This window comes from Giesbergeria giesbergeri (assembly GCF_054779375.1).
This window is the reverse complement of record NZ_BAAGYJ010000001.1, coordinates 215,167-234,953: the sequence shown is the minus strand read 5'-3', so window position 1 is coordinate 234,953 and position 19,787 is coordinate 215,167. Positions and strand designations below refer to the sequence as shown.

At 58.7% G+C, this 19,787-nt stretch carries 21 protein-coding genes; 6 read left to right on the top strand and 15 right to left on the bottom strand.

Annotated features, from left to right (window positions below; genetic code table 11):
- Position 1: 1 nt before the first annotated feature.
- From ACYVB2_RS01075 to ACYVB2_RS01060, 4 genes are all read right to left on the bottom strand, one after another.
- The gene (locus ACYVB2_RS01075) at positions 2–1,813 is read right to left on the bottom strand and encodes a hypothetical protein (RefSeq protein WP_382431384.1); all 1,812 of its coding nucleotides are present in this window, start codon (positions 1,811–1,813) and stop codon (positions 2–4) included.
- Positions 1,810–2,169: a translation initiation factor Sui1 gene (locus ACYVB2_RS01070; protein ID WP_382431386.1), complete on the bottom strand. Its 360-nt coding sequence runs from the start codon at positions 2,167–2,169 to the stop codon at positions 1,810–1,812. Before ACYVB2_RS01070 ends, ACYVB2_RS01075 begins: the two co-directional genes overlap by 4 nt.
- On the bottom strand, positions 2,166–2,342 hold the full coding sequence (locus ACYVB2_RS01065; RefSeq protein WP_382431388.1) for a LiaI-LiaF-like domain-containing protein: 177 nt from the start codon (positions 2,340–2,342) through the stop codon (positions 2,166–2,168). Before ACYVB2_RS01065 ends, ACYVB2_RS01070 begins: the two co-directional genes overlap by 4 nt.
- A gap of 66 nt (positions 2,343–2,408) precedes the next feature.
- Positions 2,409–2,870, bottom strand: a complete 462-nt coding sequence (locus tag ACYVB2_RS01060; protein WP_382431390.1) for a DUF2721 domain-containing protein — start codon at positions 2,868–2,870, stop codon at positions 2,409–2,411.
- Between the two features lie 121 nt (positions 2,871–2,991).
- Here ACYVB2_RS01060 and ACYVB2_RS01055 point away from each other — a divergent pair, with 121 nt between their 5' ends.
- Positions 2,992–4,266 carry a DEAD/DEAH box helicase gene (locus ACYVB2_RS01055; RefSeq protein ID WP_382431392.1) on the top strand — a complete coding sequence of 425 codons (1,275 nt, stop codon included), beginning with the start codon at positions 2,992–2,994 and terminating at the stop codon, positions 4,264–4,266.
- Here the strand turns inward: ACYVB2_RS01055 and ACYVB2_RS01050 are convergent.
- From ACYVB2_RS01050 to ACYVB2_RS01040, 3 genes are read right to left on the bottom strand one after another with little or no spacing between them, the layout of a single operon-like run.
- Positions 4,248–4,586, bottom strand: coding sequence for a DUF6172 family protein (locus ACYVB2_RS01050; protein ID WP_382431394.1), 339 nt, complete (start codon positions 4,584–4,586; stop codon positions 4,248–4,250). The genes ACYVB2_RS01055 and ACYVB2_RS01050 overlap by 19 nt on opposite strands.
- 42 nt (positions 4,587–4,628) lie before the next feature.
- Positions 4,629–5,354 carry a hypothetical protein gene (locus tag ACYVB2_RS01045; protein ID WP_382431396.1) on the bottom strand — a complete coding sequence of 242 codons (726 nt, stop codon included), beginning with the start codon at positions 5,352–5,354 and terminating at the stop codon, positions 4,629–4,631.
- Complete coding sequence (locus ACYVB2_RS01040; protein WP_382431398.1) at positions 5,351–6,550, bottom strand: aminotransferase-like domain-containing protein; 1,200 nt, start codon at positions 6,548–6,550, stop codon at positions 5,351–5,353. The genes ACYVB2_RS01045 and ACYVB2_RS01040 overlap by 4 nt, the downstream gene beginning before the upstream one ends.
- 71 nt (positions 6,551–6,621) lie before the next feature.
- Here ACYVB2_RS01040 and nth point away from each other — a divergent pair, with 71 nt between their 5' ends.
- Positions 6,622–7,260 (top strand): endonuclease III, encoded by a 639-nt coding sequence (gene nth, locus ACYVB2_RS01035; RefSeq protein WP_382431400.1) that lies wholly within the window; start codon positions 6,622–6,624, stop codon positions 7,258–7,260.
- A gap of 16 nt (positions 7,261–7,276) precedes the next feature.
- On the opposite strand, the gene ACYVB2_RS01030 is transcribed toward nth, so the two are convergent.
- The 6 genes from ACYVB2_RS01030 to ACYVB2_RS01005 all read right to left on the bottom strand — a co-directional run bounded on the left by ACYVB2_RS01030 (position 7,277) and on the right by ACYVB2_RS01005 (position 13,525).
- Positions 7,277–8,782: a methyl-accepting chemotaxis protein gene (locus ACYVB2_RS01030; RefSeq protein ID WP_382431402.1), complete on the bottom strand. Its 1,506-nt coding sequence runs from the start codon at positions 8,780–8,782 to the stop codon at positions 7,277–7,279.
- Positions 8,783–8,855: 73 nt separating this feature from the next.
- Entirely contained in the window at positions 8,856–9,281 is a 426-nt protein-coding gene (locus ACYVB2_RS01025) for a type 2 periplasmic-binding domain-containing protein (RefSeq protein WP_382431404.1), read from the bottom strand.
- Positions 9,282–9,296: 15 nt separating this feature from the next.
- Positions 9,297–10,382, bottom strand: coding sequence for a porin (locus ACYVB2_RS01020; RefSeq protein ID WP_382431406.1), 1,086 nt, complete (start codon positions 10,380–10,382; stop codon positions 9,297–9,299).
- A gap of 205 nt (positions 10,383–10,587) precedes the next feature.
- Entirely contained in the window at positions 10,588–11,472 is an 885-nt protein-coding gene (locus ACYVB2_RS01015) for an HTD2 family dehydratase (RefSeq protein WP_382431408.1), read from the bottom strand.
- Positions 11,473–11,550: 78 nt separating this feature from the next.
- Entirely contained in the window at positions 11,551–12,621 is a 1,071-nt protein-coding gene (gene cobT / locus ACYVB2_RS01010; RefSeq protein ID WP_382431410.1) for a nicotinate-nucleotide--dimethylbenzimidazole phosphoribosyltransferase, read from the bottom strand.
- Positions 12,622–12,700: 79 nt separating this feature from the next.
- Positions 12,701–13,525 (bottom strand): DNA-binding transcriptional regulator, encoded by an 825-nt coding sequence (locus ACYVB2_RS01005; RefSeq protein WP_382431412.1) that lies wholly within the window; start codon positions 13,523–13,525, stop codon positions 12,701–12,703.
- 177 nt (positions 13,526–13,702) lie between these two features.
- Here ACYVB2_RS01005 and ACYVB2_RS01000 point away from each other — a divergent pair, with 177 nt between their 5' ends.
- From ACYVB2_RS01000 to ACYVB2_RS00990, 3 genes are read left to right on the top strand one after another with little or no spacing between them, the layout of a single operon-like run.
- Positions 13,703–14,641, top strand: a complete 939-nt coding sequence (locus ACYVB2_RS01000; RefSeq protein WP_382431414.1) for a 3-carboxyethylcatechol 2,3-dioxygenase — start codon at positions 13,703–13,705, stop codon at positions 14,639–14,641.
- Between the two features lie 54 nt (positions 14,642–14,695).
- Entirely contained in the window at positions 14,696–15,898 is a 1,203-nt protein-coding gene (locus ACYVB2_RS00995; RefSeq protein WP_382431416.1) for an acyl-CoA dehydrogenase family protein, read from the top strand.
- A gap of 35 nt (positions 15,899–15,933) precedes the next feature.
- Positions 15,934–16,485 (top strand): flavin reductase family protein, encoded by a 552-nt coding sequence (locus ACYVB2_RS00990; RefSeq protein WP_382431418.1) that lies wholly within the window; start codon positions 15,934–15,936, stop codon positions 16,483–16,485.
- On the opposite strand, the gene ACYVB2_RS00985 is transcribed toward ACYVB2_RS00990, so the two are convergent.
- The gene (locus ACYVB2_RS00985) at positions 16,454–17,926 is read right to left on the bottom strand and encodes a cobyric acid synthase (protein ID WP_382431769.1); all 1,473 of its coding nucleotides are present in this window, start codon (positions 17,924–17,926) and stop codon (positions 16,454–16,456) included. The genes ACYVB2_RS00990 and ACYVB2_RS00985 overlap by 32 nt on opposite strands.
- A gap of 59 nt (positions 17,927–17,985) precedes the next feature.
- Positions 17,986–19,551: a type IV pilus assembly protein FimV gene (locus ACYVB2_RS00980; protein ID WP_460534887.1), complete on the bottom strand. Its 1,566-nt coding sequence runs from the start codon at positions 19,549–19,551 to the stop codon at positions 17,986–17,988.
- On the opposite strand from ACYVB2_RS00980, the gene ACYVB2_RS00975 reads away from it, so the two are divergent.
- The coding region (locus tag ACYVB2_RS00975; RefSeq protein ID WP_460534884.1) for a hypothetical protein at positions 19,530–19,787 on the top strand (258 nt) is incomplete at its 3' end. The genes ACYVB2_RS00980 and ACYVB2_RS00975 overlap by 22 nt on opposite strands.

Below are 19,787 nucleotides of genomic sequence, written 5' to 3'. Positions count from 1 at the left end.
CTCAAATGTGAGGACGCACCCAATAGAGCAGTTCTGCTGGCGCGAGTATCCAAGCGCCAGTGTCCTCGGCTTGTGCGGCTTGGGCTTGGTCTTGTGTCACCAGCAGCCGCAGGTGGGCTGGTGTTGCCACCTGTAAATGGTGCAGATAGGCCAAGAGACGCGCATCTGCGCGGTCGCTGCCTTGGCCGCCAGAAAAATGCACCCGCATATTGGCTGCCCGTGTGCTGTCCGAAAGAACGGGGCCATCAAACCATAGGTGGATATGCAGGGTTGGGTAACGCTGCGCTGTGGCGACCAACAGAGCAGTGAGGTGTTCGCGGGCTTGGGCACCCGGTTGCCCCTGTTCATACCACGGTTTAAAAGCTGCTGTTTGGGTGAATAGCACATTGTGACCATCTACCAGCAGCGTGGCTGGGTGGCCTTGGGCCAGTTCTGTCTGCAAAGCCCGCAAAGGCAGGGCCAGGTTCTTGGCCCCACGCGGGGCCGTGCTGGTCAGTGCGTACAACCTGATGCTGGCTTGATCGATCAAGGCGTAGGCTTGTTGCAAGGACTGGTTGTCTAACCATCCCAGGGTGGCACTGGCCTGTAATGCACGGCGCATTGCTGCAACGCCATCCAGTGTCTGCTGTGTTGCCAGCGTTTGTTCCATCTGTGCCAGCAGGGGATGTGCGGGTGCAGGCAACGGGGCATGGTTGTGCAGGCATTGTTCTATGTGTTGCATCCGGGCTTGTAGCTGCTGGGCCAGTGGGAGCAATTCGGGCAGGGGGCGCAGCGCATCGCGGTGGGCTTGCACCAGACGGGCATGGGCTTGTTGGCAGGCCAACAGTTCAGTGCGCAGCTGTGAGCGTAGGCCATGCAAGCGGTCGTGTGCTGCTTGGCGTTGCAACAAAGCGTCGGCCTGTTGCAACAGGCTGCTATGGTTGCTGGAGAGGGCGGCCACCTCATCGGCCAAGGTTTCGGCGGGCCGCAGCCAAGGCAGCAAGCGTTCATCCCACAGCGCCGTGACACGCTGAGTCACACGCGTTTCCCATTGGGTTTGCAGCGCGATGCGCTCGGCTTCTGCCGTGGCGGCCAGCGTTTTGGCGCTTTCTAGTGCATGCTGGGCCGAGGCCAAAGCCTGTCCCTGTTGCTGGTGTTGGCCTGTCAGTGCGTTGAGTTCTCGGCGCAGGCGTTTGGATTCCTTGTCTTTTTCACGCCATGCCTGCATCAGCCGTTGTTCGTTGGCGGTGCGGCGGGTGCTGGGTGTGGGCGCTGGTGTGTGGGCGTTGGGCGCTGTGGGCACAACGCTGGAGGCAGCGTCAGACACCCCAGCCTGTGCGGACAGGGTGTGCAAATGGGCCAACAGGGGGAGGAGTTCGGCCTGCAAGCGTGGTGCGGCAACCCGTACGGTGTCGGCAGTGGGTGCTTCCTCTGGTGCTGGGGGGTGTGCCAGCCATTGCGGTGCCAGATGGCGCACGGCATCACGCTCATCCAGATACAGGGCCGCCACCAAAGCCACGGTGCCAAAGCAATGGCACAGCGGCACTGCCCAACGCTCCAACACCTGCTGGGACAACACCGACACCAGGGAGGCCGACAAGGTGGTTTGCACCAGCAGGTCGCGGTAGACGCAAGGCAACTCTTGCAATTGCCCCAGGCGGCGCTGGATGCGGTTGCGCGCTATCGTTAAATCGATCTTGCCTATTCTGAAACCTGCCCCTAGCTCTGGCTGTTGGGCCACGAGGGCCTGGATGGCTGCGGGTGTTGCCCGCACAATCGATTGCTTCCAGGCCTCCAGCACCAAGGCGGGAACGGGTTGGTCGTCTATTGTCATCCGCCTGCACGCTTGACGGTATAGCCCTGTTTTTTCAGTGCTTCTATCACCCGTTCTATGTGGTCGCCTTGCACCTCAATCACCCCGTCTTTGACGGTGCCCCCAGTGCCACAGGCCGCCTTGAGCTGTTTGCCCAATTGGGCCAAGGCGGTGGCCTCTAGCAGCACCCCTTTGACCAGTGTCACTGCCTTGCCGCCGCGCCCCTTGGTTTCGCGCGAGACACGCACGATGCCATCGCCTTGGGGCACAGGGGCTGCTTTGCAAATGCACTGTGCCTGTGGTTGACGGCAATCAGGGCACATGCGCCCATGCTCGGTGGAGTAAACCAAGCCTCCCAGACTGGCCAAGCCCTTCATTTGCGGTCGCGCCGGTCGGGGGAGAAAAACAGCATGATCCCCACCACAATCAGAATCAACGGCCACCAAACCCTGAACAGTTGGAACAGGCTGACGTTGATCAGCTCTAGGTTGTTGAGCAGAAAAAAGGTGCCCAGCAGCACCAGCACAATGGCGGCAAAGTTGCCTTTCATAAGAACGCTCCGTCTCTTGTATCGTCGGTGGAATATGCCATCCTAGCGTGTTGGCACCATGCCGGGTTAGCGTGGGCCATCATGCCCCAACATGTGGAAGTTGAGCAGTCGGGTGGCCATGACCGTCTCTACGAAGAACAGTACCAGCGCCAGCAAAAACGACACCACACCGATCAGAAAACTGCCCAAAGCCCAACTGTGGCCGCGCAGGCTGGTGGTCTCACCCAAAAATAGCAACACAATGGTCAGGCCAATAAGAAAGCCGCACAGCGTGAGCAGGCCAATGCAACCATTGGCCATGCGCCCTCGGGTGCGCAGATAGCCCAACTCCAACAAGGCACGTTGCAGAAAATCGGAATCGGTGGATTGGCGGGCGCGCTCTTCCACCAGTCGGGCGCGGTCGATGATGCGTGCCAACCGTCCGGCTACAGCACCAATCATGCCTGCCACGGCAGTGAGCAAAAACACGGGTGCTACAGAAAGCTGGATGCTGTGGGTGATGGTGGAGGAGTCAACAGACAAAGGCATGGCACGAACTTTCACAGCAAGCTGATGGGGACACCGGTGAGCAATTATCGGGCCAGATACCGGCATGGCGCACAATCCCCCTTTGCCTGTTGGCCACCTTCTACTGCACCTTTTTCTCACCATGCCCTTTGCCTCTCTTGGCCTTTCTCCTGCTCTTGCCCGTGCCGCCAGCGCGTTGGGCTTTACGGTGCCCACACCCATCCAAACGCAGGCTATTCCAGCCATTCTGGGCGGTGCCGATGTTTGGGCTTGCGCCCGTACCGGCTCGGGCAAAACAGCAGCCTTTGCTCTGCCTGCACTACAGCAGCACCAGAATCTGCTGCTGGCACCGCGCCCCCGCAGTGGAGCCCGCCGGGTGCATACCTTGGTGGTGGTACCCACGCGTGAGCTGGCTGCCCAAGTGGGCGAGGTGGTGCGTGCGTTGGGCCAACCCTTGCCACAACCGCCCAAAGTGGTGGTGGCGTTTGGGGGTGTTTCTATCAACCCACAAATGATGGCTTTGCGTGGCGGGGCCGACATTGTGGTAGCCACGCCAGGGCGTTTGCTCGATTTGGTAGCCCAGCGTGCGTTGCGCCTGTCTGCCGTGCAATTGTTGGTGTTGGACGAGGCCGACCGTTTGTTGGATTTGGGCTTTAGCGAAGAATTGCAGCGCGTGCTGGCGCTGTTGCCCGTGCAACGGCAAACGTTGTTGTTCTCGGCTACCTTTCCCGATGGCGTGCAAACCTTAGCGCACAGCCTGTTGCGCACACCCGTGCGTATCGAAGTGGTTGCCCGCGAGGAGGATTCCCCACCCGAGGCCACCATTCTTCAACGCGCCATAGCCGTAGACGACAAGCGCCGCACCCAGCTTTTGCTCAAGCTGATCAAGGATGAAGGCTGGGATCGGGTGCTGGTGTTTGTCGGTACCAAATACATGGCAGAGCATTTGGCAGAAAAGCTTTATCGTGCCAAGGTGTTTGCCACCCCTTTTCATGGAGACCTGAGCCAAGGTGCGCGCACGCAGGTGCTCGATGAGTTCAAGGCCCACCGCTGGCAGGTGGTGGTCACGACCGACCTGGCTGCCCGTGGTATTGACATTGCCCAATTGCCGGTGGTAGTCAATTACGACTTGCCGCGCTCCACCGAAGATTACACACACCGCATTGGCCGCACAGGCCGTGCTGGTGAAAGTGGCCTGGCCGTCACGTTGGTGACTCCGGCCAGCCAAGCCCATTGGCATTTGATTGAAAAGCGCCAGCACCTCAGTGTGCCACTGGAGCATATCGACGGCTTTGAACCGACCGAAGTGGCCCCTGTGCCCGCTCCTGGCAATGGCGGCATCAAAGGCAAACGCCCAAGCAAGAAGGACAAGCTGCGCGCTGCCCAGGCGGTCAGTGCTCAGTCCTTGCCCAAATAGGGGGCAGCGATAGGCGGCTCTACGGGGCCACGCACTGGTGGGGCTTGGCGTTGGCCGTGGCCTGCCAAAATCTCCAGATAAAAATGGGTGCCGCCCTCTTTAGCCAGAGCATCGACTGCTGCGATGATCGCTCCCACCCCAATGGGGGTGGCCGTTTCTTTGCTGGGGCCAAACTGGCAGGCAAAGTCCCAATAATCCACCCCCTTGGGCAGGGGGCGGCTGCGTTCGCGCTTGAGGTATTTGCGAATCTCGTGCTTGGTGGCGTCTAGCACGCGGTCGGGGTGCTTGCCTTCTATCTGGAGTTGGAATGTTTTGCGCATGGAGTTGTCCTTCAATGGGAAAATTCGCCCGGAATGGACGTCTCAAGGCTGCGATGATACGGGCTTGATGCTGTAGGGCAGCAGTGCCTTGGCCGCCTCCATGCGCAGCGGCAAAGGCACGGCCACATCGTTCATCACGCTGTGCAAGAAATGGTACGCATCTACTCCGGCAGGGCCGGGTGTGGCAAGCGCGGCCGTTGACGTGCTGGGTGCGGGATGGCATTGCTGCACCATGCGGCTCCAAGCGGCTGGGGTAATGCTTTGCAAGGGTTGCAAGAGGTCGGCTTGCGCCTCTGGGCTGGGGGCGCGTTCTAGCCAAGGCTCATCGGCAAACATACTGCCCAAGCCGGGCACGATAAAAGCAGACCAATAACCCGTGGCACTTTGCACCGCAGGCACCAGTCCTGCGTGTTGCTGCTGCGGGGTGGGCCAAGTGCGCAGTTGCGCGGGCACCACGTCAGCCCCATATTGCTGGCGCAGCCACTGCGCTACGTCCAGGGCTTGGGCCAGAGGCACGGGCACAGCCACTGAGAACCAGAGCTGAAAACCATCCTGCCCCGACACCGCCAACGCCGGGGGAGGTAAGCCTGCATCGTCTTGCACCCGATGCCAAAAGGCTGCCACCTGCTCCCAAGGCACAGAGCGGGCCAGCTCTACAACGATGGCACGCACCCGACCTTGGGCGTCGATCAAGGCCGGGGCTGCGCTGTCTGCTGCAATATCTTCCAACAGATACAGGCGCCGGAGTTCAGACTGCAAACGGTTCATACGGCATTCAGGGCTTGGGCCAACCGGGCCACGCCTTCGCGGATTTTGGCGACATCCGCAGTGGCAAACGACAGGCGCAGCGTTGCTGGGTCGGGGTTCTGTGCAAAGAAGGGCGCACCGGGCACAAAAGCCACGCCACGCTCAATGGCCCGCTGGGCCAAGGTGTTGGCATTGCACTCTTTGCCACCCGCGCCGGTCAGGCGCAACCAGACAAACAGGCCGCCTTGTGGCTGCACGAACTCCACTGCATCGCCCAATTGTTCGCGTAGCGCATCGCACAAAGTTTGGGCGCGCTCGGCATAGACTTGGCGTACATAGGCCAGTGTGGCAGGCATTCGGCCTGCTTGTAGGTATTGGGCGGCCACGGCTTGGGCAAAGGTGCTGGTGTGGGCATCGCTAAACTGTTTGCACATCACGGCATTGGCTAGCAGGGCAGGCGGGGCCATCAGCCAGCCCACCCGCAACCCCGGCGACAGCACCTTGCTGAGGGAGCCGCAATGTGCCAACCATTCACGGCTACCGGGCACCTGGCCCGACAAGGCCAGCAGGCTTGGCGGTGGTGCGGCATGGAAATACAAATCACCATACGGATCGTCTTCAACCACCAGCGTTTGGTACTGTGCTGCCAGTTCCAATACGCGCTTGCGCCGCGCCAGGCTCAAGGTCGCTCCGCTGGGGTTGCCAAAGGTTGGAATCAGGTAAATCAGTTTGGGGCGGTGCTCAATGATGAGCTGCTCCAGTGCATCGGTTTGTACGCCCTCGCCATCCACGGGTGCCGTGATCAGGTCTGCACCGTAGAGGCGAAAGCATTGGATAGTGGCTAAAAAGGTCGGGCCTTCCACAATCACTTTGTCGCCAGGGCTGATCATGGTTTTGCCAATCAAGTCCAGTGCTTGCTGGCTGCCGGTGGTCACAATCAGTTGCTCTGGGGCTGCGTCTTGCACGCCCTTGCTGGCCATAAAGGCTGCCAATTGCTCGCGCAGGGGCTGATAGCCCTCTGTGGCACCATATTGCAAAGCTGCGCCCGGCTCTTGGGCCAAGGCTTGCTCGGTAGCGGCACGAATGCCATCCACATCAAACATCGCGCTGTCTGGAAAGCCACCGGCAAAACTGATGATGCCCGGCTTGCCTAGCAGCTTGAACAGTTCGCGGATGGCCGAGGTTTCGATGGCGTCGAGGCGGGAGGCAAATTGCATGACAGAAATCGGTGGTGGAAAAGTGAACTTAGCATTGTGCCCCCGTCGGCCCAAGCCCTACACTGCCTGCCATGAAAGCTGCTCTGATAGAACCCTTTTTTGCCACCCTGCAAGCTGCCAACCCCAACCCCCAAACCGAGCTGGAATACCAAAGCCATTTTGAACTGCTCACGGCAGTGTTGTTGTCGGCACAGGCTACCGATGTGAGTGTCAACAAGGCGACGCGGGTATTGTTCCCCGTAGCCAACACCCCACAGGCGATACTGGCACTGGGCCAAGAAGGGTTAGAGAGCTATATCAAAACCATAGGCCTCTACCGTAGCAAGGCCCGGCATTTGCTGCAAACTTGCCAATTGCTGATGGAGCGCCACGGTGGCGAGGTGCCGCGCACTCGCCAAGCATTAGAGCAACTGCCCGGCGTGGGCCGCAAAACCGCCAATGTGGTGCTGAATGTGGCCTTTGGCGAGCCAACAATGGCGGTAGACACGCATATTTTTCGCGTGGGCAATCGCACCGGGCTGGCACCGGGCAAAACACCTCTGGCGGTAGAGCAGCAACTGCTGCGGCGAGTGCCCGATGCCTATGCGGTGGGCGCCCACCACTGGTTGATTTTGCTAGGGCGCTATGTGTGCCAAGCGCGCAAACCACGCTGCTGGGAGTGCGCAGTGGCCGCTTACTGCGACTACCAGCCCAAAACGCCTGCGCCTTGAGCTGGGTGCTGTGGCTTTAAAACTTGAACACGCTCACCGTTTCCACCACCGCATTGGCCTGCTGTTCTAGGGATTGGGCCGCAGTGGCTGCATCTTGCACCGAGGCCGCATTGTCGCGCGTGGTGTGATCCATCTGAATGACGGCCTGTTTGACTTGGTCGATGTCCAGTGCTTGTTGTTGGCTGGCATCGGTAATTTCTTGCATGATGCCTGCGGCCCGATGCACACTGTCCACAATTTGGTGCATGGTGCTGCCCGCTTCTTCCACCAGCTTGCAGCCCACACTGACGCTATCGACCGAGTTGCCAATCAGTGTCTTGATCTCTTTGGCTGCCTCGGCACTGCGCCCGGCCAAACTGCGTACTTCAGAGGCCACTACGGCAAACCCGCGCCCCTGCTCACCTGCACGGGCCGCTTCTACCGCTGCATTCAAAGCCAGAATGTTGGTTTGGAAGGCAATGCCATCGATCACGCCAATGATGTCGGAAATCTTTTGTGACGACACATTGATGGCTTCCATTGTATCAACCACTTGGGTAACCACTGTGCCCCCTTGGGCCGCAATGGAGGAGGTCAACCCAACCAGTTCGTTGGCTTGGTTGGCCCGTTCATGGTTTTGCCGCACGGTGGTTGACAAGGCTTCCATTGCCGCAGCCGTCTGTTCTAGCGCGCTGGCTTGCTGTGCGGTGCGTACCGACAAGTCCATATTGCCTCGGGCAATCTGTGTCGTGGCACTGGCCATGGATTCGGCACGGCTGCGAATACCCGTGACCACGTTGATCAGGTTTTGCTGCATTGATTCCAGATGGGCCATGAGGCTGTGGGTATCCCCCCGCTGCAATGCCATGTGCTTGCTGAGATCGCCCTGGCCCACATGGCGTACCAAGAGGGCGGCATCGGCAGGTTCGGCGCCCAGGTCTCGCCATACTGAGGCAATGATGGCCTGCGACCCCAGGCCCAAACCCAGCACGATCAGTAGCCCTGTCGCTATATTGACCAACAGCCCCTCCCGTTGGGCTGCGGTCAGGTCGTTAAATCGTTCCTCGAGAGTGACATGGGCCTGTTGACGCGAAATTTGCATCTGGCGGGCCAGCTCCTTTTGTGCTGCGTTCATGCGTTGCACCTGTTCTGGCGATACGCTTTTGTTCAGCATGCCTTGTGTGGCCTGTAAGGCTGCGGCTTGATAGGCATCAAACGCAGCGTTTAAATTGCCCACCAGTTCGGCCTTGCCATCAAGTTGGCGGGATTTGTCTAGCGCAGCCCGCACATCCTTGGCGGTGTTTTGTGCATCCTTGAGCCGATCGGCATCGTCCTCTACGGCGGCTGCCTGAAAATCGGCCTGTAATTGGTGTACGCCCCGCTCTGCTTCAAACAAATGTTCCAGAAACGGCGTCTCTACCGTGCGCAACAGCTCCAGATTGCGATGGTTGTTCCAACCGATCACCAGACTGATGACCAGGCCTGCACCAAACGCAGCGCCCACACTCAGTGGCAACAGCCATATTTTCGAGCGAAATTTCATACATTGATGTCCGAATTGCAGGGGGTACAGGACTGGTCGTAGCAGCTCCTTGGCGCAGTGCCAAGGGGGCGTTTTAGTCCACGGTTAGCAGCACTTTGACCGAGGCATCGACCGCACTTTTCTCAATGTAGCCAATAGCCTTGGGATTGCTGCCCAGCATTTTCTTGACCTCAGCAGAACTGCCCACTTCTTTGGGCAGGGCCGCCTTGCCTGAGAACACCAGACGCGCCCAAGCCGCCTTGACTTGTGCGGCCGATTTGCCCGTCACTTTGGTGTAGAACTGTTCGCGCACCGCCACCGATTCGGGTTGGTCTAGCAGCACTACGGCACCCACGCCTGCGAGTTGGTCTGACTTGCCCAAAAACAGCGCCGATGCTTGCTCTGTGGTCAATGCGGTGGCACTGCTTTGTGCTCCCACCACCACGGCCACTTGGGCGCTACAGGCCTGACTCAGCAGCAAGCCCAAGGCGAGCAAACATGTATTTTTTAGTTGTTTCATCGTGTCCACCCTTGATCAGAAAACACGGTCATAACTGATGCGAAACACGGTGGAGTGACCACCGAAGTTATTGGTTTCGTCAATGTTCCGATCCACTTGGGCCTTAACTGCACTGCTGGAGGACAGGTCATAGCGCAATGTCATGGATGTGCGGTGGTAGGTGCCGGGTGCGTATTGGTCTAGGTCGGTCGTGCTTTCTTTGAAGCGGGCATAGTTGATGAACGGAGTCCACTTGCCCAAGCGCATACCGGCACCTATCGTCACTGCAGGGGCTGTTACCTTGTATTCGGCGTATTTGCGGGTCAGTTGTGTGAACTCAGACAGCACAAACCAACGATCAAAATCCAGATTGGCAGCTAAACCATAGGCCCGCAGGGCGGCCTCGCTGTCTACAAAATTGGCCTCGTTGCGGTTGGTGGTGCGGGCATCGGCCCCCATCAACACGGCACGCAAGGTCAAGGGGCCATGATTGACCTCCACATCGCCGCCAATAATGTTGTTCCACTGGACTTTGGTTCGGTCTACGGGGTAGTAAAGCTTTTGGTAACGTGAGCTACGCACTTTTTCCTGACCGGCAAACACGCTGGCCGTCAAGCTGGTGTCTCCCATGCTGCGGTTGTAGCGCAGGCTGGCACCGTTGTAATTGGTGGCTTCCCAGCCATACAGTTCAGGTGGGGGCGACACCCAAGGGTAAGCAACACCAATGTCCTGAAAATCAGAATAGTAATAAAGCGGTATGCGCTTACGGCCCAAATACAACTCAAAATTCTCGTTGAGCTTGTAACTGGCAAAGGCCCACGCCAGATCAGGGGTGGCACGGGTGCCACGGCTGACCAATTGCACCGTCAAGCCAGCCTTGTCATTGAGGGAGTATTTGCCTTGAATGCCAATGCGTGATTCGGGCCGCAACGTGAATTGATCGCCATAGACACCGGCATTGCTCCAGTCGGCTACATAGCAAGGGCAGTCGGTGTCCTTGATGTTTGTGGGCCCTGAGTAGTTGGAGTCCAGCGTGCCACTGATGGTTTTTCCGCCCACTATTGATACATAGCCCGAGAGCTTGAGCTTTGATTCGCTATTGGTTTCTTGGGCTAGAGCCACACATGGTGGCAAAAGCCAAGCCCCCAACAGCAGCGCCCCTCCAAGCAATGGATGCCTTTTTTTTGGAATTGAGTTTATTTTCATAAAAATAATGATGGGAAATTATTCCGGGGAGCGGTCTCCTGGCACCAACGCTGGGAGTGACCGTGTGTGGGCAAGACAGGTGCTGCCACAGGGATCGTACCAGTACCGTCCCCTGCCCAAATCAGGTCAGTTCTGCCATGCCCTGCATGGTCAACCAGCCTTGGTGGTCGCTGGCCCACAGGCGCACGGTATGACCCTCGGCGCAAGGCTTTCCATGCACTGCAAAGGGGTGTAGATCAAAGGTGGGGCGCAGTGCCTTGAAGTGGAAACTGCGTACCTGCGCTTCGGGCATTTCACGGCGCAGCAAATCGAGCAACAAGGTAGCAATCAATGGGCCATGCACAACCAAGCCGGGATAGCCTTCGGTTTGTGTCACATACTGGCGGTCGTAATGGATGCGGTGACCATTAAACGTCAAGGCGGAATAGCGAAAAAGCAGTACATCATCGGGCACGATCTGGCGCCCCCAAGGGGCATCTGCTTCTGCTGCCACTGGGGCCGCAGCCGCCTCACCGGGCAACGGGGCTGCGCGGTAGACGATGTCGTGCTCTTCGGTCAAGGCCAACCCTTGGGCGTTGTGAATGGCATGTTCTACCAGCACAAAGATCAAATCGCCTGTGCGCCCGGCCTTGTGCGTGACCGAAACAATGCGCGAGACCCGCTGCACGGTATCTCCCACCCGCAATGGGTTGTTGGGTTCCCAGCGCAGGCGCCCACCTGCCCACATGCGCCGTGGCAGAGGTACGGGTGGCAGAAAGCCACCCCGCAGGGGGTGTCCATCTGGCCCGAGGCCACTTTGGCGCGTTTGTGGCAGAAAATACAACCAGTGCCCCAGTGGTGGTACTGGGGTGCCCAGCACGGGGTCAGGGTCATCGCGATCCAACGTGGCCGACAAGCCCCGCAACGGCGGTACTGTAATTTGGTCGGTTAAGGTCTCGGTCTGACCTTGCCAGGTTTGCAGATGCGCCAGCAAGCTGGCATCGATGGTTCGGGGGGCAGTATGCATGGGCAGTGTTCCTTCGGAAAAAGAGGTCAAATGGCAGCCCATGATTGTCTCTGGCATGGTGCCAGAGCCGCCCGTTTGTTACTGTGCGGCTGCTTTGGTGGTGACGCCTGCTGCGGCAAAGCTGGCCATCTCGCGCAGGATGGCACAGGCCGATACCAACAAGGGCCAGGCCAAGGCCGCCCCCGAGCCTTCGCCCAGACGCAGTCCTAAGTCCAGCAACGGGCGGGCCTGCAACTGTGCCAGCATCAGTGCATGGCCCGGCTCTCCAGAATTGTGCGCAAATACACAACGCTGCAACACCCGTGGCTGCAAACGGCTGGCTACCAGCACGGCGGCACTGGTAATAAAACCATCAACCACCACCACACGGCGCTCATGGGCGGCTTGGAGCACAGCGCCCACCATGGTGGCAACTTCAAAGCCACCCAGAGCCGCCAGCGCATCCAGTGGCTCCACGGCGTTTGCGTTGGCTTGCAATGCTTGTTGCAAAATGGCCCGTTTGCGGGCAATGCCTGCGCCATCCAAGCCTGTGCCCGCTCCGGTACAAGCTTCTAGGGGCACACCGCACAGCCGTGCTAATAACAACGACGCTACCGAGGTGTTGCCAATTCCCATCTCTCCGAGCAAAAGCACATTGCCCGGTAGGCTACGCACGACTTCCATGCCGTGGTGTAACGCCTGCGCACATTGCCCAGATGTCATGGCTGGGCCGCCAGAGGCATCCTGAGTGCCAGCGGCTACTTTACGGATCAGCAACTGCGGTTGGCCCGCGACAGCCTGACGCGGAGCCAAATCCCGGGCTACCCCACAGTCCACAACAGTGAGGGCCAAGCCATGCTGGCGGGCCAACACGCTCACGGCAGCACCACCGGCCAGAAAGTTCTCCACCATTTGCCAAGTCACGTCGCTGGGGTAGGCCGATACCCCTTTGGCGGCCAGTCCGTGGTCACCGGCAAACACCACCATCTGCGGGGCGTCTAGGTGCGGTTGCTCCGTGCCCAAAATCTGGCCCAACTGCAAGGCCAGTGCCTCCAGTTGCCCCAGTGCTCCTAGCGGTTTGGTTTTATGGTCAATCAGATGGTGCAGTGCGCAAGTCAGTGCGGGGTCTGCAAGGTCAGACACAGTGGGCAGGTCAGAAGGCAAGAGCATGGAAAGCAATGGAGAAAAGACAATGCAGTTGCCATTGTCGCCTTCTGTGGGTGGCTAAGGTGTAAGGGGCGTGCAGAGGTCAACGCCCTGGCACCAGAGCCGCATTGGTTTGTAACGCCAGTTCAATCTTGGCTACTGCTGCTTGCAAATCGGGCAAGTAGCGCCGGGCCGCCTCGGCGGCGTTCATGGCTTTCTTGAGCACCACGACATTGATGGTGCCCAACACGCGGCCCTGGTGAACGATGGGTAAAGCAATCGCCACCGTCTTGAGTTGCGCACTCCATTCCCCATCGTTGGTGGCGTAGCCTTGGGCACGCACCTTGGCGAGCATGCGTTCCACCAGCACCTGGTTTTGCGCCAGTGCAGCCTGTTCATCTTGGCCGGACACCAGTAGCCCCAGCACCTGCTTGCGCTCCTCGGCACTGCAAAAGGCCAGATAAGCACGGCCCGCTGCCGTGAGCAGAACGGGCATACGTTGGCGAATCATTGCCCGGTGAAAGGACAACGGGCTAAAGCGGTGCGTGGTTTCGCGCACCAGCATGGAGTCGCCATCGAGCGTACACAAATCGGAGGGCCAAACCAGTTTTTGCAACAACTCGCCCAGTACCGGGTTGGCTACCTCAGAAATCCACTCATCATCGGTAAAGCCGTCGCTGAGGCGGCGCACCTTTTCATTGAGCCGGTAACTGTCGTCTGAGGCACTGCGGCGCACATAGCCCTCGGTTTGCAAAGTTTCCAGCATCCGGCGTACCGTGGTGCGGTGCAGGCCCGTGCGCTGGCTCAGTTCTGCAATGGTGGCCCAGCCTTGTGGGGCGCTGCTGATTTCTTGCAAGATAGCCAAGCCCCGGCTCAATCCTTGGACGTGGCGATAAGGGGTGTCTTGCGCTGTGGGAAGGGGGGGCATGGTGTCATTTCCTGCAACATCGGGTAATCCCGAACCATTTTGTGCACATTGTGCACAGATCCATCATTGGATTTTCCGGTAAGGCATGCGCTGCCTAAGATCAGGTTTCCTATTCACCACGGCGGTGAACGTAGCCACCAGCCCTTGTGGGCTCCCCTGATTTTGATGCTCAACACCATGCAGATTCAACTGAAATGCCTATCGCACACCCCCTTGCGGGGATTGAATGATCCTGGCGCTGACATTGTTCAGGAGGTCGATGCCGTGCTGGCCCAAGCCCGTGCTGAAGTCGAAGCCTTTGACCCCGAGTTGATCGTCGTCTTTGCCCCCGATCACTACAACGGCCTGTTTTATGACCTGATGCCGCAGTTTGTGATTGCCACTGCTGCAGACTCGGTGGGTGACTACCAAACCCAAGTGGGCCCCCTGTCGGTGGCTTCCGATCTGGCACTGGAGATGACCCGCTTTGTGCTCAACAGCGATGTCGATGTGGCACTGTCGCACCGCCTCCAAGTCGATCATGGCTGCACACAAACGCTGGAAGAACTCACTGGCAGCCTCACCCGTTACCCGGTGATTCCTATCATCATCAACTCGGTAGCGCCCCCGTTTGGCCCTTACCGCCGCGTGCGCAAGTTCGGCGAGGCGGTGGGTCGATTTTTGGCTACCCTGAATAAGCGCGTGCTGGTTTTGGGCACTGGTGGCCTGTCGCACGAACCGCCCGTGCCTTTGATTGCCAATGCGCCCGATGAGATTGCCAACTTTTTGATTGCAGGCCGCAACCCTACCCCCGAAGCCCGCGCTGCACGCCAAGCACGCACCATTGCAGCAGGCAAAATTTATGGCACCAGCGATAGCCCGCAAACCCCATTGAACGCCGAATGGGACTTGGCCTTTATCGATACCCTCGTCCAGGGCCAGCTCGACAGCATTGACGACTTCAATATCGAAGAAATCTCGCGTGTGGCAGGCCGTTCTACCCATGAGATTCGTACTTGGGTGGCAGCGTTTTCTGCCTTGGCTGCCCTTGGCCCTTACGAGGCCCACAAAGACTATTACCGCCCCATCAACGAATGGATTGCCGGTTATGGCTTGGTCAGCGCCCAGCCACGTTGATTTTTTCCTATTTCACCCCACCACCGTTTTTAGCGATATTTCAGGAGATTCATCATGGGCAAGAGCGAAAATTTTGCGTTGCAAATTCCGACCGAGGCCGAAATCGTCCAACGCGCACAGGACATGATTCCGTGGCTGCGTGAAAAGGCCGATGCAACCGAAAAAGCCCGCATGGTGTCGGTAGAGACCATACAAGCCTTCCAAGAGGCTGGTTTCTTCAAGATTTTGCAACCCAGGCGTTGGGGCGGTTATGAAATGAACCCCAATGTGCTCAATCAGGTGTTGATCGAGTTGGCCCGTGGCTGTCCTTCCAGTGCTTGGAACGTGATGGTGTTGGGTGTCCACCCGTTTGAAGTGGGCCTGCTGCCCGAACAGGTGGGCGATGAGCTTTGGGGCCAAGACAACACCCAGTTGGTGTCTTCTTCCTATGCCCCGTTTGGTACGGTCAAAACAGCCGAAGGCGGCTACGTACTCAATGGTGAATGGCTCACCTCCAGCGGTTGCGACCATGCTGCCGGTGGTGCTTTTGTCGGGGGCCGGGTACAAGAAAATGGCGAAGTGGTGTTCCGCTCGTTCTGGGTGCAGCGCAGCGACTTTGAGATCGTGGATGACTGGTTTGTGGTGGGTCTGGCAGGCACTGGCAGCAAGAAGCTCATCCTCAAGGATGTGTTTGTGCCCAGCTACCGCAGCCATGCCATTGGTGCCTACGGCCCAGAAAGCCACGGCGACGTGGCTAACCTGTACAAGATGCCATTCTTCTATGTGTTCTACGCAGCGGTATCGTCGGTCATCATCGGTATGGCACGCGGCATGGCTGATCTGTATATCGAACACATGATGCCGCGCCAGAACATCAACCAAGCCGTGGGCGCTGCGGTGCAAGACCCCTTCATCAAGGCCCGCTTGGGTGAAGCGATGGCCAAGATTTTGGGTGCTACCTCGCGGGTGCTGCACAACACCAATGAAGCTTGGAGCTATGCCTCCAAGGGCGAACTGGTGCCGTTGGATGTGCGCGTGCGCCATTTTGCCACCAACCAGTTTACGGGCGGTGAATGCTTTGAGGCGGCCCACATGCTGTTCAAGAAAACCTCGACCCGTGGTGTTTGGCTCAACAACCCGATGCAACGCCAAATGCGGGACATTTTGGTGGGCGCCAACCACATCACGCAAAACCAAGACAATATCGGTGAACTGCTGGGCGGCCAGTTGTTGGGCAGCCCGTTGCCCGCCAACAACCCGTTTGGCGCCAAGCCCTAAACCCCTGTATTGCACCGCACACGAGAAGCACAGAAATGACCACGGAGATCAACCAACGCCTAGATTGGCAACCCAACGCCGAGCTGGCCGCTTTGCCCCCAGTGTCGTCCAACGACCATCGGGGCGGCTTGCGCCACTTCGCCATTGGCGTCACTTTGATTTCGGCACGCCACGGCGACGAACGTGCCGGGCTAACGGCCACCGCTGTTTGCTCGGTCACTGCCGACCCACCGCGCTTGGTCATTTTTGTCAATAAAAACGTGGTGGCCTGCGACCTGATTCTGCAAAGTGGTGCGTTGTGCGTCAACGTGCTGGCGGCAGATCAGGAAGAAGTCGCCAAGGCCTTTGCCGCCATGATTCCCAATGTGCATGGCGACAAGCGATTCGAATACGGTCAATGGGATGAGTTGGTCACCGGCGTGCCGGTGCTACAACAATCCTTGGCCAATTTTGACTGCCGTGTGGTCAAGGTGTTTGAGGAGAGCACACACCAAGCCTTCTTGTGCGAGGTGTTGGCTACCCGCGAGCGCAACGATGGCGAGGCGTTGGTATACCTCAACGGGGCATTTCGGAGTTTGCCCCAATAAGGGCATCCAGCACGCCAGGGGCAAAGTGGCGGTCGATGTAGGCGGCCATGCCGTCAAACACCTGCTCCAGCGTGGGTGCTGTGGCACCAAACAGAGCTTGCAAGGCCGCCGAGTCTTCGAGCAGGCCGTGCAGGTACAAGCCCAGCACATTGCCTGTGCCATTTTGCCAAGCCAAGCCCGGTAGTACTTCTTGGGCTACATCCCCTTTGGCGGCCATGGCTGGGTGCTGCGTGGTTTGGCCGTGGTGGATTTCGTAACCCGACACCTCCACCCCCGACAAGGCCGCCCATGCTCCAGACAAAGGCGCAAAGCGCGCACGGGTGCAACGCACGGTTTTGGCTGGTTCAAACACCGTGACCAAAGGCAGCAGGCCCAAGCCGGGGCCATTGCCATCAATGCCGTTGGGGTCGATCAGTGCCTCACCCAGCATTTGCAAACCACCACACACGCCCAACACCCGCCCCCCAGCTCCTGCATGGGCGGCTATGGCAGCATCTAAGCCTTGGGCGCGCAGCCATGCTAAATCTGCCGCCGTGGCTTTGGAGCCGGGCAGCACCACCCAATCCGAAGGCTGTAGCCCAGCCAATTCTGCCGGACTGCGTGCCCACAGCAGGCGTACGCCAGGGATGTTTTTGAGGGGTTGAAATTCATCCAGATTGCTCAGGCGCGGGTAGGCAATCACCGCCACCGTGGTATGCACGGCACCTTGGCTATGGCTGCGATCATCAAACACACCGTCTTCTTCGGGCAGGCCATGTTGCCACCACATGGGCAAGGTAGCCACGGTGGGCACCCCGGTCAGGTCTTGTAGCATCTGTGGCGCCGGGGCCAACAAGGCGGCATCGCCCCGGAATTTGTTTAGCACAAAGCCGTGGATCAGTGCCTGCTCCTCTGGGGGCAACAAAGCCCAGGTGCCATAAAGATGGGCAAAGGCGCCGCCTCGGTCAATGTCTGTGACCAGCAGGCAACGCGCTTGTGCATGGCGTGCCACCCGCATATTGACGATATCGCTGGCGTGCAGATTGATCTCGGCAGGAGAGCCTGCACCCTCAATCACTACCACATCGTGGTGGGCCCGCAAATCATCCAATGCTGTTTGAAGGGCAGGCCAAACTTTCTCGCTGCGGCCCCGCCAAGGCATGGCGGTGAGTTCAGCATTGACCTGGCCCCACAACACCACTTGGCTGCGTGTATCGGCTTCGGGCTTGAGCAGCAGCGGATTCATACGCACTTCTGGGGTGGCACGGGCGGCCAGTGCCTGAAAGTATTGTGCGCTGCCAATTTCACCCAAGCAGCCTTCTGGGCCGACGACAACACGGGCATTGTTGCTCATGTTTTGCGCTTTGAAGGGTGCTACTTTCAATCCCCGGTTGCTGAACCAACGGCACAGTGCTGTGGCGAGCCAACTCTTGCCAGCCCCGCTGGTGGTACCTAGCACCATCACACACAGGGCCGGACGAACTGAAGAGGTAGTGCAAGAATTCATGGCTGCGAGCAAGCTCAACGCGATGGCTTGTCTGTGGAGGCTGTGTGTCGCTCCAGTTCTATGCCGATTTCAAAGCGATCACTGTAGTTGCCAAAACCCACCGGGGTTTTTTCGGATGGCACTACGACCGGGGGCGCTGCCAAGGCCATCAGTTCTTGTTCCAATCCAGCAGGCAAGGTGAAGTCCAGATCAAATTCTTCGCCATCAATCAAAATCCGGCGACCAGAAGCTGGTGGTACAGGAGCTGGTGTAATGGCGGGTTTATTGACTGCAGGCGCTGTAAAGGGAGCGGGTGCTGCAAGCAAGTCAAGGTCTTGGCCTGGTGTCCAAGAAAAATCATCCATCGAAAAACCCGATGGTTGAACCTCTGGTGCTGGTGTGGGTGCCGGTACTGGTGTGGGCACTGGGACTGGTGCAGGGACTGGGACTGGGACTGGGACTGGGACTGGGACTGGGACTGGGACTGGGACTGGGACTGGGACTGGGACTGGCGGAATAGCAGGCAGAGGAGGAAGGGTTGGCAATGAGGGTGGAGCCGTCCAGTGGGCCTCTGGGGGCAGTGAGACAGTGCTGCCCTTTTTCTTGACGACCGCTGCTACAGGCAGGGGAGCGATGTCCTCTACTTCATCCTCTGTGGGGGTGGTGCGTGACCGTGGCAATGGCAAACCACGGGCGCTGGCTGGGGTGGTTTGCGCAATCGCATAAAGCAGCATTAGATCGTCATAGGCATTCAGATCAAATCTGGGCGTACCCCCTTCACGCTCGAACAGGCAGTGCGCCAGTTCTTCCAGCACTTCTTGGCTGTTCCATTGGGCTTCGATACGTGCCAATACATCGGTGTAGCCCAACAGGGAGCGCCCTGTTTTGCTGAAATGGGCAAATTCGGGCGCACAGGCATTGAAATGCTGATGAAACTGGTTGCGCAACTGGTTGAACTCATCGACCCGACCCAACGAATGGTATAGGCGCAACAACTCAAGATAAGCCAGAGGCGAAGAAGTCTCGTTCTCGGTAATGTGCTTTTTCATTACCCCGATGGCCTGATCGTTTTCGCCTACCGAGATGAAGAACTCGGCCTGTTGCTGCAAATCGAAAATGGCTTCTGCATTGATCACATTGCGCGCGGGCGATGGCTCCAGAACCAAGGAAACCGAGGCCTCCAACTCTTGCTCTGGCGTAGGTGCCAGAGCAGGCACTGAAACCTCGGCGGCCAAGTCCGTGAAGACTGGCGATGGCGCAGGAACAATGGGCGCAGTGATGGGGCTGGTGTCTTCGGCAGAGGGCGCACGGACAGGGGCGTGCGACACCTTGGACGCTGGCTCAGGCAGTTCTACTTCCGAGAACAGAGAATGGTCTCTGATGTCCGTCCAATCTTCTTGTCTCTCTGGTGCGAAAGCGCGCGAACGTTGCCATAGCCATGCAGCCCATGCCAGTACGGCGGCCAACAGACCCAGCAACATATAGACCACAGTGGCAGAGAAGCGATCTTCTTGGACTTGCAGCAACTGTCGCTGCAAGGCCACATTGGTCATCTGCATGTCCTGTATCTGGAGCCGCAGTGCCGCAATATCCGACTGCATTTGTTTCCATTGTGGGTGTTCCAACATGGACAACTCGGCAGCAACAACCGCAGGCCCGGCCTCTTCAGGTGCCACAGGCGGCGGTTGCTCCGGCTGTGGCTGTGGCTGTGGCTGTGGCTGTGGCTGTGGCTGTGGCTGTGGCTGTGGCTGTGGCTGTGGCTGTGGCTGTGGCTGTGGCTGTGGCTGTGGCTGTGGCTGTGGCTGTGGCTGTGGCTGTGGCTGTGGCTGTGGCTGTG